We start from the raw sequence: 17,152 nt of genomic DNA, 5'->3' as shown, positions 1-17,152 counted from the left end.
TTTTGAGGGGTGAATCTGTTGACAGGTCAACTTATCCAATACGGAAGGCATCGTAAACGTAGAAGTTATGCGAGAATTTCCGAAATTCTAGAACTACCTAACTTAATCGAGATTCAAACGAAATCTTATGACTGGTTCCTAAAAGAAGGTTTAATCGAAATGTTTAAAGACATTTCTCCGATTGAAGACTTTACAGGTAACTTATCATTAGAGTTTGTAGATTACAAATTAGGTGAACCAAAGTACGATTTAGATGAATCGAAAAACCGTGATGCAACTTATGCTGCACCACTTCGTGTTAAGGTTCGTTTAATCATTAAAGAAACAGGCGAAGTAAAGGAACAGGAAGTATTTATGGGAGATTTCCCATTAATGACTGATACAGGAACGTTCGTAATCAATGGTGCAGAACGTGTAATCGTATCTCAGCTCGTTCGTTCACCGTCAGTTTATTTCAATGATAAAGTAGACAAAAACGGTAAAGTCAGCTTCGGCGCGACTGTAATCCCTAACCGTGGTGCATGGCTTGAATATGAAACTGATGCGAAAGATGTTGTATTCGTACGTATCGACCGTACGCGTAAACTTCCGATTACAGTATTACTTCGTGCGTTAGGATTTAGCACGGATCAGGAAATTATCGACTTATTAGGCGATAATGAGTACTTACGTAACGCATTAGATAAAGATAATACAGAATCTACAGAAGCTGCATTACTTGAAATTTATGAACGTTTACGTCCTGGTGAGCCACCAACAGTTGAGAACGCTAAGAGTTTGTTATACTCTCGTTTCTTCGACCCAAAACGCTATGACTTAGCTAGCGTTGGACGTTACAAAATGAACAAAAAATTACACTTAAAGCACCGTTTATTCAACCAGGTGTTAGCAGAACCGATCGTTAACACAGAAACTGGTGAAATCGTAGCAGAGGAAGGTACATTACTTGACCGTCGTAATTTAGATCAAATTATGGACGTATTAGAAAGCAATGCCAACCAAAAAGTTTACGATCTAGATAACGGTTTATTAGACGAGCCGATTGAAATTCAATCTGTTAAAGTATACGTACCTGGTGATGAGGAAAAACGTACGACGACTATTATCGGTAATGCATTCCCGGATGATGAAGTGAAATGTATTACGCCAGCAGATATCTTATCATCTGTAAGTTATTTCTTTAACTTATTAGCAGGTGTAGGTGATACAGACGATATTGACCATTTAGGTAACCGTCGTTTACGTTCAGTAGGTGAATTATTACAAAACCAATTCCGTATCGGTTTAAGCCGTATGGAACGTGTTGTACGTGAACGTATGAGTTTACAGGATACAGAATCTGTAACACCTCAACAATTAATCAACATTCGTCCTGTTATCGCATCGATTAAAGAGTTCTTTGGTAGCTCGCAGTTATCTCAATTCATGGACCAGGCAAACCCACTGGCAGAGTTAACGCATAAACGTCGTTTATCTGCATTAGGGCCGGGTGGTTTAACGAGAGAACGTGCTGGTATGGAAGTGCGTGACGTTCACTACTCTCACTATGGTCGTATGTGTCCGATTGAAACTCCTGAGGGACCAAACATCGGGTTAATCAACTCACTTTCAAGTTACGCACGTGTGAATGAATTTGGTTTCATTGAAACACCGTACCGTAAAGTTGATATCGAGACGAATACTGTAACGAACCAAATCGACTACTTAACAGCAGACGAAGAAGATGCTTACGTTGTTGCACAGGCCAATGCGCGTTTAGATGACAATGGTAAGTTCTTAGATGATGAAGTTGTTTGTCGTTTCCGTGGAGATAACACAGTTATGGCACGTGAACGTATGGACTATATGGATGTATCGCCGAAACAAGTTGTTTCAGCTGCGACAGCATGTATTCCGTTCTTAGAAAACGATGACTCGAACCGTGCATTAATGGGTGCGAACATGCAACGTCAAGCAGTACCTTTAATGAACCCTGAAGCACCGTTTGTTGGAACAGGTATGGAACACGTAGCAGCACGTGACTCTGGAGCTGCAGTTGTTGCGAAATACAAAGGACGTGTTGAACACGTTGAAGCACGCCAAATTAAAGTTCGCCGTATCGTAGAAGAAGGCGGAAAAGAAATCGAAACAGATTTAGATGTATATAAACTTGCGAAATTCGCACGTTCAAACTCAGGTACATGTTATAACCAACGTCCAATCGTTGCAGTTGGCGATGTTGTTACTAAAGGTGAAATCTTAGCTGACGGTCCTTCAATGGAGCTTGGTGAGATGGCGCTTGGTCGTAACGTTGTCGTTGGATTCATGACTTGGGACGGATATAACTACGAGGATGCTGTAATCATGAGCGAACGTCTCGTTAAAGATGACGTTTATACTTCTATTCATATTGAAGAGTATGAATCTGAAGCACGTGATACGAAACTCGGACCTGAAGAAATTACGCGTGATATTCCAAACGTATCAGATAACGCGCTTAAAAACTTAGATGATCGTGGTATTATCTTTGTTGGTGCTGAAGTACGTGACGGAGATATTCTAGTAGGTAAAGTAACGCCTAAAGGTGTAACAGAACTTACAGCTGAAGAGCGTTTATTACATGCAATCTTCGGTGAAAAAGCACGTGAAGTACGCGATACTTCATTACGTGTTCCACACGGTGCAGATGGTATCGTATTAGACGTTAAAGTCTTCAACCGTGAAGATGGCGATGAGTTACCACCAGGTGTAAACCAACTTGTACGTGTATATATCGTTCAGAAACGTAAAATTCACGTAGGAGATAAGATGTGTGGTCGTCACGGTAACAAAGGGGTTATCTCTCGTATATTACCTGAAGAAGATATGCCGTTCTTACCAGATGGTCGTCCAATCGACATCATGTTAAACCCACTTGGGGTGCCTTCACGTATGAATATCGGACAAGTTTTAGAGTTACACTTAGGTATGGCTGCTAAAAACTTAGGTCTGCACGTAGCATCACCAGTATTTGATGGTGCGAACGAAGAAGACGTTTGGTCAACGATTGAAGAAGCTGGTATGGCACGTGACGGTAAGACTGTTCTCTATGATGGTCGTACAGGTGAACCATTCGATAACCGTGTATCTGTAGGTGTAATGTACATGCTTAAACTTGCACACATGGTTGACGATAAGTTACATGCACGTTCAACTGGACCGTACTCACTTGTTACACAACAACCATTAGGTGGTAAAGCGCAATTCGGTGGACAACGTTTCGGTGAGATGGAAGTATGGGCACTTGAAGCATATGGTGCAGCTTACACATTACAAGAAATCTTAACGTACAAATCAGATGATACTGTAGGGCGTGTTAAAACTTACGAAGCAATCGTTAAAGGCGAAAACATCCCACGTCCAGGTGTTCCGGAATCATTCCGCGTACTTATGAAAGAGTTACAAAGTTTAGGATTAGACGTTAAAGTAATGGATAACAAAGATGAAGAAATTGAAATGCGTGATTTAGAAGATGACGATTTCGTTGATTCAAAGATTAACATTGCTAAAGCGCCTATGCCAGAAGCTGAGATCACTGAATAATCACTGTCTCGGAAGAATTAACCGATGATTCAGCTTTTGCTGAATCATCTCTATAGTCATTACGATAAAGAAAAATTTTTAATATACTAAGGAGGTAGGGCTTTGATTGATGTAAATAACTTTCATTACATGAAGATAGGTCTCGCTTCACCTGAAAAAATCCGTTCTTGGAGTTTCGGTGAGGTTAAAAAGCCAGAAACAATTAACTACCGTACATTAAAACCTGAAAGAGATGGTTTATTCTGTGAGAAGATTTTCGGTCCGACAAAAGACTGGGAATGTAGCTGTGGAAAATATAAACGTGTACGTTACAAAGGTATGGTCTGTGACCGTTGTGGCGTTGAAGTAACAAAATCAAAAGTACGTCGTGAACGTATGGGTCACATCGAACTTGCAGCACCGGTTTCACATATTTGGTACTTTAAAGGTATTCCATCACGTATGGGATTATTATTAGATATGTCACCACGTTCATTAGAAGAAGTTATCTACTTTGCTTCTTACGTTGTGATTGAGCCAGGACCAACTGGTCTAGAAAAGAAAACGTTATTATCTGAAAGAGAATACCGTGAGTATTATGATAAGTTCCCAGGACAGTTCATTGCTAAAATGGGTGCTGAAGCAATTAAAGATTTACTGACTGATATCGATTTAGATCAGGAATTACGCACATTACGTGAAGAGTTAGAGTCTGCAACAGGACAACGTTTAACGCGTGCGATTAAACGTTTAGAAGTTGTAGAATCATTCCGTAACTCAGGAAATGATCCATCATGGATGATTTTAGACGTATTACCAATCATTCCACCTGAAATCCGTCCGATGGTTCAATTAGATGGTGGACGTTTTGCAACCAGTGATTTAAACGATTTATACCGTCGTGTTATTAACCGTAACAACCGTTTAAAACGTTTATTAGACTTAGGTGCTCCTGGCATCATCGTTCAAAACGAAAAACGTATGTTACAAGAAGCAGTAGATGCGTTAATCGATAATGGGCGTCGTGGCCGTCCAGTTACTGGACCAGGTAACCGCCCATTAAAATCATTATCACACATGCTTAAAGGTAAACAAGGACGTTTCCGTCAAAACTTACTTGGTAAACGTGTTGACTATTCTGGGCGTTCGGTTATCGTTGTAGGACCAAACTTAAAGATGTATCAATGTGGACTTCCTAAAGAAATGGCGCTTGAATTATTCAAACCATTCGTTATGAAAGAACTCGTTGAACGTGAAATCGCAACAAACATTAAGAACGCTAAAGGTAAGATTGAGCGTATGGAAGCTGAAGTATGGGATGTTTTAGAAGATGTTATTCGTGAACACCCAGTACTATTAAACCGTGCACCAACACTTCACCGTTTAGGTATTCAGGCATTTGAACCTACATTAGTAGAAGGACGCGCAATTCGTCTTCATCCGCTTGTAACAACTGCTTACAATGCCGATTTCGATGGTGACCAAATGGCCGTTCACGTACCTTTATCTAAAGAAGCACAAGCTGAAGCGCGTATGTTAATGTTAGCGGCACAGAACATCCTTAACCCGAAAGATGGTAAACCAGTTGTTACACCATCTCAGGATATGGTATTAGGTAACTACTACTTAACATTAGAGCGTGAAGGTTCAATTGGAGAAGGTAAGATCTTCAAAGATGCAAATGAAGTAATCATGGCTTACGTTAATGGTTACGTTCATTTACATTCAAGAATCGCAGTTCATGCAGGATCATTTAATAATCCTACATTTACTGAAACGCAAAACAATCAGTTATTGTTAACTTCAGTAGGTAAAGTAATTTTCAACGAGATTATGCCGGAATCATTCCCATATATCAATGAACCATCTTTATCTAACTTAGAACAAAGAACGCCGGATAAATATTTCATTAATGCAACTGACATTACTGAAGAAGGACTACTTAAATTATTAAATGAAACACCACTTGTGAAACCATTTAATAAGAAGTTCTTAGGACAAATTATTGCCGAAGTATTCAATAAGTTCCATATCACTGATACTTCAATGATGTTAGACAGAATGAAAGATTTAGGATTTAAATATTCATCACGTGCAGGTATTACAGTTGGTGTATCTGATATCGTGGTATTACCAGATAAACAGGAAATCATCGATGCAGCAGAAGAGAAAGTAGATCAAGTGACGAAACAATTCACACGTGGTTTAATTACTGAAAGTGAACGTTACGCACGTGTTATCGAAATCTGGACGAAAGCGAAAGATGATATTCAAGCGAAACTAATGAACTCTTTAGATGACTTAAACCCAATCTTCATGATGAGTGACTCTGGTGCCCGTGGTAACGCATCTAACTTTACACAGTTAGCAGGTATGCGTGGTCTGATGGCCAACCCATCTGGACGTATCATCGAGTTACCGATCAAATCATCATTCCGTGAAGGTTTAACGGTATTAGAGTACTTCATTTCAACACACGGCGCGCGTAAGGGTCTTGCCGATACAGCACTTAAAACAGCCGATTCAGGTTACTTAACACGTCGTCTTGTTGACGTAGCACAAGATGTTATCGTGCGTGAACCTGATTGTGGTACAGACCGTGGATTACTTGTATCAGCTATCCGTGAAGGTTCAGAACTTATTGAACCATTCATTGAGCGTCTTGAAGGTCGCTATTCAAGAGAAACAGTAAGACACCCTGAAACGAAAGAAATACTTGTGAAATCAAACGAATTAATTACGCCAGAAATCGCGAAATTAATTGTTGATGCAGGTATTGAAGAAATGCATATCCGTTCAGCATTTACATGTAACACACGTCACGGTGTATGTGAGAAGTGTTATGGTAAAAACCTTGCAACAGGTGAAAAAGTTGAAGTGGGTGAAGCAGTTGGTACAATCGCTGCACAATCTATCGGTGAACCTGGTACGCAGCTTACAATGCGTACATTCCATACAGGTGGGGTAGCAGGTGCCGATATCACTCAAGGTTTACCGCGTATTCAGGAGTTATTCGAAGCGCGTAATCCGAAAGGTCAGGCAGTAATTTCTGAAATTAACGGTGAAATTATCGACATCAATGTCGTAAAAGATCGTATGCAGGAAATTAAAGTTAAAGGTGAAAACGAAGTACGTACGTACTTAGCACCAGGTAACGCAAGACTTAAGGTTGAAATCGGTCAGAAAATTGCACGTGGTGAAGTACTGACTGAAGGTTCTATCGAGCCTAAAGAATTACTTGCAATTGCAGGTTTAAATGCAACACAAAGTTACTTACTTAAAGAAGTACAGAAAGTTTACCGTATGCAGGGGGTAGAAATTTCTGATAAACACGTTGAAGTAATGGTACGTCAAATGTTACGTAAAGTACGTATTATCGAAGCAGGAGATACGAATCTATTACCAGGTGCATTGGTAGATATTCATACATTTACAGATGCAAACAGAAAAGTGTTTAAAGAAAGAAAACACCCAGCAACAGCTAAACCGGTATTACTTGGTATTACGAAAGCTTCTCTTGAAACAGAAAGTTTCTTATCAGCTGCTTCGTTCCAGGAAACTACACGTGTGTTAACTGATGCAGCAATTAAAGGTAAGCGTGATGACTTACTTGGACTTAAAGAAAACGTTATTATTGGTAAGTTAATTCCAGCAGGTACAGGTATGAGACGTTATAGAGACGTTGAATACGATAAAGATCTGCCGAAAATGGAAGAAGCACCAGTAGAAACATAAAAATCGAGTATCGAAATATATTATACAATATATCGATATTGTAAAAGACTTGAATGGTATTAGGAAATGAGAGTTGTTTTCTAAATCATTTAAGTCTTTTTAATTAATAAATTGTATTTCAACTATAATGAGTACTACATGGATAAGTGCATTTATTAATAAAAAAACTGAAAAATATAACAATTTATTAATATCTATATTGTATAAGATTTTATGTTAATATTATTAAAATTGGATATATTGATATTGTAATTTACCTTTGGCGATTATTAAGGAAATATCAGATAAAAGAATATTAAATCAAAACAACAGAACTATGATTTGGCATTCTGTCCAAAATCATTTTATTTGAAAGGGAATTAAATAATGTCTAAAAATAAAAGGAAGAATAAAAATAATTATTCTTTTGATATTAATAAAAAAAGAACTGGGGCAGCATCAGTTTTTCTTAGTGCAATCCTTTTTGGGGGGATCGTTGTAGATTCAGAAGCAGTCCAAATCAGCTCAACAAACAACGCTACTACTACGAATAGTACTATACCATCAGTTAAACTTCATGTTGTTGATGGCTATTTAACATACGATAAAGATAATGATGGAATTTCAGATTTAAATGTTCCGAATATTGAAGTTGCATTAATGCGAGATGGTAATGTTATAAGTACAACAACAACAAATAATTCTGGATACTTTAGATTTGATAAAATTCCAACTGGTCAGTATGAACTAAAGTTCATAAACTTCTTGCTGCCAAGTGAAAATAAAGCAGATATAGATCTATCTGAACGTACCTTTGTTGTAAAGGTTGAATACTTAGTTGCAAATGTCATGAGAACAAATGTCAGAGTTATTCCAAGAGAAGTAGTAGAAGAAAAGCCGACAACAGAAGCGCCAACGACAGAATTACCGACAACAGAATTACCGACAACAGAATTACCGACAACGGAATTACCGACAACGGAATTACCGACAACGGAATTACCGACAACGGAATTACCGACAACGGAATTACCGACAACGGAATTACCGACAACGGAATTACCGACAACGGAATTACCGACAACAGAAGTGCCAACGACAGAATTACCGACGACGGAATTACCGACAACAGAAGTGCCAACGACAGAATTACCGACGACGGAATTACCGACAACAGAATTACCGACAACGGAATTACCGACAACGGAATTACCGACGACAGAAGTACCAGCAACGCTTGACAATGTAGTCAATAACAGTGTGAATAGAAATGATGTTGAGCGTGTTCATACAACAAATCAAAACATTGTTGTTAATGATGCGAGAAACAGTGATTCAAATCAACTGAATATAAATACTATACAGACTGCTGATATATTATTGCCTTTGGATGTATTAATTGATAATAAAACGGGTAAATATACTAATATTAATCAATCAATTATTTTTAATAGTGAACAATCTAAATTACCGATTGAAAGTAAAAATACTTCACGTAAACCAACGTTGAGCAATGAAAAAAATAAAGACAACAAAGAAATCGTTTCAATTGATGACCAAAAGTCGCCAAAATTTCCTCCATTTAAAGAAATAGAAAACAAACTGATTAAAGCAAAAACTGAGACACCTACTAGCCCTGGTGAAATCAGAGGTTTGACAACTTTTGCTTCCAGTATAGGTGGCTTGATGCTTAAGCATAATGAGGTCCATTAATAACGATTTATGATGGGAGGAGATGCTGTGAATGTTGATGAACGTGTATATAAACTGTATGTATATTTAAAAGATAATCCGTTCAATCGTGAAGAAGTTTCTGAGTTTTTAGAAATTACTCCAAGGCAGCTCTCTCGCCTACTGAATAAATGGCAAGAAGAAGAGATTCTCGATTATTCTAGTGGTATGGGAAGAGGGAATGCTTCAGAAGTCAGCTTTAAAATCAATATTGAAAGCCATTTTGTGAATCATTTGATTCATAATATAAAAACTTATGATTTGCAAAAGTTGCAGGAAATATTACAAATTCCTATGAGCGATAGCTCCAGAAAACTAATAAAAATCTGTATAGATGAGAGTATTTTCGTGAAGGAGAAAGTCCAGGAAGATAATCATTATCATATGGAATATTTATATCATATTCCAAAGTGCTTGGATCCATTACATCCAATCGATATATCGTTATTAACATTACTTAATAATGTTGCTGATACTTTATATATTTCTGATAAAAATGAATTAAAAAGTAATATTGTGATTTATGATGAGTGGGAAGGCAATAACCTCATTATCCATTTATATAGAAATATCCGATATTCAAATGGTGATATATTGCATGCTTCTGATGTTGTTCATTGCATTGAACGACTTATCGATGAGAAGAAAAATTTAGGAGTATATGCTGATATACTTGGAGTTGAGGTAATAAGTGCAAGTAAACTAAAGATAAAATTAAAAAAACGTAAAGAGTCTATTAAATGGATTCTTTCAAAAGTTGAAACGAGTATATATAAAGTGCAGAATGGACAACTTATATTTACTGGGCCATACAAAGTGGATAGTGTAGCAGATGATATAATGAAAATAGTATATAATCCTTACTATCATCATGGGACCCCTGATATCACTTCGGTGATTTTTGTGAATGATGTGAAAAAATATCAGGAATACTATAGCCGTTTAAGTACTAGAGAAATATCTTTAGATGAGTCACATAACAATGACTTCTTATTATTTAATCCGAATACGATATTATCGACAGACGAACGCGAGGAAATCATTTATGCGATTCATTGTATAATGGATGGTATTAAATATGAACCACGTTTGACAATCACTAAACATTTTGTACTCGTTTCACCTAAACAATCCAGAATTAGGAATCAATCAATTATGACGCGATTAAACGCATTATTTGATACAATGGAAATTATAGAGATATCAATAGAATATTATTTAGAGAAACATCTAGATGATTTAAATGCTGATATTATATTGATGAGCGAGGTATTAAGAGATAATCAATACTATTATGAGTTGTTAACATCAGGTAAATTTATCGAGTGGTATTATGAACCAGGAATAAGCAAGAATCTGCTGCATGTATATAATGCAAAAGGTGCAGATTACTGGCCATATATAGAAGCGCGATATGATAATTACATGAAAGAAAATCATTTAATAGTTATATTGGATACATATAAAAAAATCTTACACTTCCCTGATAATTTTGAAAATGTTATGACAGATCCATATGGGATAGTATATTTTAATACAATAGTGATTGTAAATGAGGATAACAGTAATGATAGATAGTCGATTATTAAAACTCAAATATTTTTTAGAGCAGAGGGATTATCATTTTTTTACTTATTGAATTATCAGAGTACTTTGAAGTATCTGAGCGACAAATGGGGCGTCTGCTAAAAAAGTGGCAGGAAGATAATTTAATTGAATACCAATCTGCTAGTGGACGAGGGAATAAAGCTTCTATAAAGCTTATTAAAGATGTTGAGTCATTAATACTGAAAGATATTATAAATAGAGTCCCGGATCTAAGTGTAGAAGAGTTACAGACGATATTAGAATTACCGTTTGAAGAGAAATCCATTCATGTACTACAGCAAACTGTGAATAATGTTGTTTTAAATGTCAAAGAGGAACAAGTTGTAATTCCTTATACTAATTTGCCACAAACATTAAACCCTTCACACATATCAACGATTGAAGAAGCGCAAGTTGTATATCAAATATTTGAAACGTTGTACAGGCTTACAGTGGATGGAAAGATACAGAGAAATTTAATATCTTACGATGAATGGATTGATAATGAATTACACTTATACTTGAAGAAAGAAGTAAGTTTTTCTAACGGAGATATGCTTGTAGCAGGAGACGTCAAAACAGTGTTGGACAATTTAAGAACAGATAGCTTATATACAAGACTTTATAATATGATTGAAGACATTATTGTAATTAATGACTTTAAATTAATACTTAAATTTGAAACTAAACCAAAGTTATTTGAATATAGTCTTGCGCAAAGATATAGCTCTATTTATAAGGATACCGGAGAAGAATATTTATTAGGTACAGGTCCGTATTCTATTTCAAAATTTGACGAATCAAAAATAGAAGTTACATATAATGCATTTTATCGTGGTTCGCAACCGGAAATCCACCACATTACATTTACATCTGATGTAGAAGAGGTAATGAAGTCGAATGAAGAATATCAAACTAAACGAGTATTGACGCACTTTGGAGATGAGTTTGTTTTATTTAATCCTTCCAAAAATTATTCGAAGGCGCAGAGAACATTTCTTTCTGATATGTTATTAGTATGTATTAGTGAAATTGTCAATGGTAATGTTGATATAGCTAAACCAACAAGGCAGTATGCACCAGGAGAAATTAAGATTTCTAAAGAGTATGTAAAGGTTCTCGTAATTGATTTCAACAAGCCGGTTTATGAATTGTTCAGAGAAAAGATGAAGGCATTTGGTATAGAAGTTATTTTTTACGAATTAACGAATGAAGAATACTTGAATTCGAACTTACTGAATATGGATGTAGATTTTGTGTGGATGTTTGAAAGTTATAATCAGCATCAACCTTTTAAAACATTAGATTTGCTAACACATTGCAAGTTTCAGGAATGGTATGGTGACTTTGAAGATGCAAGGCGGATTACAGATCAGGCAGACTATCGTCCGAATGAATCACTCAAAAGTTTATGTAACAGTTTTCTGAGAAAAATCGAACTCATGAAATACATGGTACCAATATTTGTACATGAGAAGTCTATTGAACTCCCTATTACAATGAAAAATATAAAAGAACAACCATATGGAACGATTGATTTTAGAATGATAATTAATGATAACGAACAGTAAATAACATTTAAACTTAAAAAGTTTAAATGTTATTCTATATATTATTGACGAATGGATAAAAAGGTGTTAATATTATTTAGGTTGATGAGTAGCTCTATAGCTTTGGAGGATAATTATGTCTAATGAAAAAGTTATGCACTCTAGTCAATATGTTGTGGGGCTTAAGCAGACGTTAAAATCTCTTAAGAAGGGTGATGTCAGTCACATCGTGATTGCACAGAACACTGAAATCCACTTATTAACTAATGTGCTATTACTAGCATACCAGCAAGAATTACCTATTGAATTCAGTGAATCGAAAGAGACGCTGGGTAAACAATATGGAATTCAAGTTCGTGCAACAGTTGTTGCGCACTTGAAACTCGCTTTGTAAGGCGGTATTCTTACAAATTTTTATTTACTTTAAAAATGAACCACCTGGATGTGTGGAATTAAAGAGAAGAGAGGAGGACATTTAGAATGCCAACTATTAACCAATTAGTTAAAAAGCCAAGAACTTCAAAAGCTAAGAAATCAACTGCGCCTGCATTAAACAAAGGTTATAACAGTCATAAGAAAAAAGCTACTGACGTTGCATCTCCACAAAAACGTGGTGTTTGTACTCGTGTAGGAACAATGACACCTAAAAAACCTAACTCAGCGTTACGTAAATATGCACGTGTGCGTTTATCAAATAATATTGAAGTTAATGCTTACATTCCTGGTATCGGACACAACTTACAAGAACACAGTGTAGTACTTATTCGTGGAGGTCGTGTAAAAGACTTACCGGGGGTACGTTACCATATCGTACGTGGAGCATTAGATACTTCAGGTGTTGACGGCCGTATGCAAGGACGTTCTTTATACGGTGCTAAAAAACCTAAAGAGAAAAAATAATTAAACACAAATACTATTAAGAATGTTTCATTTTTGTAAATGTTACTTTCTTACTAGACATGACACAATCAAAAAAATATACTGAAGAAAGGAGGATATTAATATGCCTCGTAAAGGTCCTGTTGCAAAGAGAGACGTATTACCAGATCCAATTCATAATTCAAAATTAGTTACTAAATTAATCAACAAAATTATGATCGACGGAAAACGTGGTACTGCTCAAAAAATCTTATACAATGCATTCGATTTAGTTCAAGAACGTTCTGGTCGTGATGCAATGGAAGTTTTTGAAGAAGCAATCAACAATATTATGCCTGTATTAGAAGTTAAAGCTCGTCGTGTTGGGGGTTCTAACTACCAAGTACCTGTAGAAGTTCGCGCTGAGCGTCGTACGACTTTAGGTTTACGTTGGTTAGTAAACTACTCACGTCTTCGTGGTGAAAAAACTATGGAAGAGCGTTTAGCTAACGAAATCTTAGATGCTGCTAACAACACTGGTGGTGCTGTTAAGAAGCGTGAAGATACTCATAAAATGGCAGAAGCAAACAAAGCATTTGCTCACTACCGTTGGTAAGATGAAATATAGTCCCTCTAGTCTCGGATGGCAGCTTGCTGCCTATACATATGGCTTTTGGGCTATACTTTCTTTAAAATAAACCAATCCTGGAAGGAGAAAGAATACCCATGGCAAGAGAATTCTCTTTGAAGAACACGCGTAATATCGGTATCATGGCTCACATCGATGCTGGTAAAACGACGACTACTGAACGTATTCTTTATTATACTGGTCGTATCCATAAAATTGGTGAAACACACGAAGGTGCTTCACAAATGGACTGGATGGAACAAGAACAAGAACGTGGTATCACAATCACTTCAGCTGCTACAACAGCTCAGTGGAATGGCCACCGTATCAACATCATCGATACACCTGGACACGTAGACTTCACAGTTGAAGTTGAACGTTCATTACGTGTACTTGATGGTGCGGTTACAGTACTTGATGCACAATCAGGTGTTGAACCACAAACAGAAACTGTATGGCGTCAAGCAACGACTTACGGAGTACCTCGTATCGTATTCATCAACAAGATGGATAAAACTGGTGCGGACTTTAACTACTCAGTAGGTACGTTACATGAAAGATTACAAGCTAATGCTCACCCAATTCAAATGCCTATCGGTGCAGAAGATCAATTCAGCGCAATCGTAGATTTAGTTGAAATGAAGCTTTACACTTATACAAATGATTTAGGTACAGACATCGAAGTTTCAGATGTTCCTGAAGAGTACTTAGCAGATGCAGAAGCAATGCGTGAACAATTAATCGAAGCTGTAGCTGACGTTAATGAAGATTTAATGGATAAGTACTTAGGTGGAGAAGAGATTTCAGTTGAAGAACTGAAAGCTGCAATCCGTCAAGCGACTTGTGACGTTGAATTCTACCCAGTATTATGCGGTACTGCATTCAAAAACAAAGGTGTCCAATTAATGCTTGATGCTGCAATTGCATACTTACCATCACCATTAGATGTTAAACCAATCGTTGGTCATGCAGCTGACGATGAGAGTGAAGAAATCATTGCGAAAGCTGATGACGATGCACCATTCGCTGCATTAGCATTCAAAGTAATGACAGATCCATTCGTAGGTAAATTAACATTCTTCCGTGTGTACTCTGGTACATTAAACTCAGGTTCTTATGTACAAAACGCTACTAAAGGTAAACGTGAACGTGTAGGACGTATTTTACAAATGCACGCAAACTCACGTGAAGAAATCTCTATCGTATATGCTGGAGATATCGCTGCTGCAGTAGGTTTAAAAGATACTACGACTGGTGACACATTATGTGACGAGAAAAACCAAGTTATCTTAGAGTCTATGGAATTCCCAGAACCAGTTATTCACTTATCTGTTGAGCCTAAATCTAAAGCTGACCAAGATAAGATGACAAATGCTCTTGTTAAATTACAAGAAGAGGATCCAACATTCCATGCACATACTGACCCTGAAACTGGACAAGTTATCATCGGTGGTATGGGTGAGTTACACTTAGATATCTTAGTTGACCGTATGAAACGTGAATTTAAAGTTGAAGCAACAGTTGGTGCACCAATGGTATCTTACCGTGAAACGTTCAAAACAACTGCTGCAGTTCAAGGTAAATTCTCACGTCAATCAGGTGGTCGCGGACAATACGGTGACGTTCATATCGAATTCTCACCAAACGAAGTCGGCGGCGGATTCGAATTCGAAAACGCAATCGTCGGTGGGGTAGTTCCTCGTGAATATATCCCTTCAGTTGAAGCTGGTCTTAAAGATGCTATGGAAAACGGTGTATTAGCTGGATATCCATTAATCGATGTTAAAGCGAAATTATTCGATGGTTCTTACCATGATGTCGATTCATCTGAGATGGCCTTCAAAGTAGCTGCTTCATTAGCACTTAAAGAAGCTGCTAAAAAATGTGATCCTGTAATTTTAGAACCTATGATGAAGGTAGAAATCGTTATGCCTGAAGAATACATGGGAGATATTATGGGTGACGTAACAAGCCGTCGTGGACGCGTAGAAGGTATGGAAGCTCGTGGTAACGCTCAAGTTGTTCGTGCATTCGTACCGTTAGCAGAAATGTTCGGTTATGCGACTAACTTACGTTCTAACACGCAAGGACGCGGTACTTACTCAATGGTATTCGATCATTACGAAGAAGTACCAAAATCAATCGCAGAAGATATCATTAAGAAAAACAAAGGTGAATAATATGTAATTTTGAGTATTCATTGCTCAATATATTGCAATTTATCATCAAATGTTTTATAAATGTATTATGTGTTACCTCATGAGGGTGAGAATCCCTCATGAGTAATAAAAACTATTAACTTAAAACTAAGGAGAGATTTCAAAATGGCTAAAGAAAAATTTGATCGCTCGAAAACACATGCCAATATTGGTACAATCGGTCACGTTGACCACGGTAAAACTACTTTAACAGCTGCTATCGCAACTGTTTTATCAAAAAAATTAGGTGGGGAAGCTCGTTCATACGACCAAATCGATAACGCACCTGAAGAAAAAGAACGTGGTATCACAATCAATACTTCACACATCGAGTATGAAACTGAAAAACGTCACTATGCACACGTTGACTGCCCAGGTCACGCTGACTACGTTAAAAACATGATTACTGGTGCTGCACAAATGGACGGTGGTATCTTAGTAGTATCTGCTGCTGACGGTCCAATGCCACAAACTCGTGAGCACATCCTTTTATCACGTAACGTAGGTGTACCTGCATTAGTAGTATTCTTAAACAAAGTTGACATGGTTGACGATGAAGAATTATTAGAATTAGTTGAAATGGAAGTTCGTGACTTATTATCTGAATACGATTTCCCTGGTGACGATGTACCTGTAATCGCTGGATCTGCTTTAAAAGCATTAGAAGGCGTTGAAGAGTACGAAGACAAAATCATAGAATTAATGAACGCAGTTGATGAGTACATCCCAACTCCAGAACGTGATTCTGACAAACCATTCATGATGCCAGTTGAGGACGTATTCTCAATCACTGGTCGTGGTACAGTTGCAACTGGACGTGTTGAGCGTGGACAAGTTAAAGTTGGTGAAGAAGTTGAAATCATCGGTTTAACTGAAGAGCCATCTAAAACTACAGTTACAGGTGTAGAAATGTTCCGTAAGTTATTAGATTACGCTGAAGCTGGAGACAACATCGGTGCATTATTACGTGGTGTTTCTCGTGAAGACGTACAACGTGGACAAGTATTAGCTAAACCAGGTTCAATCACTCCACATACAAAATTCAAAGCTGAAGTTTACGTATTATCTAAAGAAGAGGGTGGACGTCATACTCCATTCTTCTCAAACTACCGCCCACAGTTCTACTTCCGTACAACTGACGTAACTGGTGTAGTTAACTTACCAGAAGGTACTGAAATGGTAATGCCTGGAGACAACATCGAAATGGACGTTGAATTAATTTCTCCAATCGCGATTGAAGACGGAACTCGTTTCTCAATTCGTGAAGGTGGACGTACTGTAGGATCAGGCGTTGTATCTGTAATCGAAAAATAATTCATCACCTTAGTGATAAAAAAAGCTATGAG

General features: G+C 37.2%; 10 protein-coding genes. All 10 read left to right on the top strand.

The window, feature by feature from the left end:
• Positions 1 to 18 precede the first annotated feature (18 nt).
• The 10 genes from rpoB (at position 19) to tuf (ending at position 17,120) form a co-directional block, all read left to right on the top strand.
• A complete protein-coding gene (gene rpoB / locus LAU42_RS11140) occupies positions 19 to 3,561 on the top strand; it encodes a DNA-directed RNA polymerase subunit beta (protein ID WP_224183614.1) in 3,543 nt (1,180 codons plus the stop codon).
• 102 nt (positions 3,562 to 3,663) lie between these two features.
• Positions 3,664 to 7,275 (top strand): DNA-directed RNA polymerase subunit beta', encoded by a 3,612-nt coding sequence (gene rpoC, locus LAU42_RS11135; RefSeq protein ID WP_224183613.1) that lies wholly within the window; start codon positions 3,664 to 3,666, stop codon positions 7,273 to 7,275.
• 366 nt (positions 7,276 to 7,641) lie between these two features.
• Positions 7,642 to 8,967, top strand: coding sequence for an SdrD B-like domain-containing protein (locus tag LAU42_RS11130; protein WP_224183612.1), 1,326 nt, complete (start codon positions 7,642 to 7,644; stop codon positions 8,965 to 8,967).
• A gap of 27 nt (positions 8,968 to 8,994) precedes the next feature.
• Complete coding sequence (locus LAU42_RS11125) at positions 8,995 to 10,563, top strand: ABC transporter substrate-binding protein (protein ID WP_224183611.1); 1,569 nt, start codon at positions 8,995 to 8,997, stop codon at positions 10,561 to 10,563.
• A gap of 38 nt (positions 10,564 to 10,601) precedes the next feature.
• A complete protein-coding gene (locus LAU42_RS11120) occupies positions 10,602 to 12,143 on the top strand; it encodes an ABC transporter substrate-binding protein (protein ID WP_338147640.1) in 1,542 nt (513 codons plus the stop codon).
• Positions 12,144 to 12,258: 115 nt separating this feature from the next.
• Entirely contained in the window at positions 12,259 to 12,516 is a 258-nt protein-coding gene (locus LAU42_RS11115) for a ribosomal L7Ae/L30e/S12e/Gadd45 family protein (protein ID WP_224183610.1), read from the top strand.
• Between the two features lie 86 nt (positions 12,517 to 12,602).
• Positions 12,603 to 13,022: a 30S ribosomal protein S12 gene (gene rpsL / locus LAU42_RS11110; protein WP_224183609.1), complete on the top strand. Its 420-nt coding sequence runs from the start codon at positions 12,603 to 12,605 to the stop codon at positions 13,020 to 13,022.
• A gap of 103 nt (positions 13,023 to 13,125) precedes the next feature.
• Positions 13,126 to 13,596, top strand: a complete 471-nt coding sequence (gene rpsG / locus LAU42_RS11105) for a 30S ribosomal protein S7 (RefSeq protein WP_015912362.1) — start codon at positions 13,126 to 13,128, stop codon at positions 13,594 to 13,596.
• A gap of 110 nt (positions 13,597 to 13,706) precedes the next feature.
• The gene (gene fusA, locus LAU42_RS11100; protein WP_224183608.1) at positions 13,707 to 15,788 is read left to right on the top strand and encodes an elongation factor G; all 2,082 of its coding nucleotides are present in this window, start codon (positions 13,707 to 13,709) and stop codon (positions 15,786 to 15,788) included.
• A 144-nt stretch (positions 15,789 to 15,932) separates the two neighbouring features.
• The gene (tuf, locus tag LAU42_RS11095; protein ID WP_224183607.1) at positions 15,933 to 17,120 is read left to right on the top strand and encodes an elongation factor Tu; all 1,188 of its coding nucleotides are present in this window, start codon (positions 15,933 to 15,935) and stop codon (positions 17,118 to 17,120) included.
• The last annotated feature ends 32 nt before the right edge of the window (positions 17,121 to 17,152 follow it).

It is taken from the genome of Macrococcus armenti (assembly GCF_020097135.1).
GTDB lineage: Bacteria > Bacillota > Bacilli > Staphylococcales > Staphylococcaceae > Macrococcoides > Macrococcoides armenti.
This window is presented reverse-complemented; position numbering and strand designations above follow the sequence as displayed.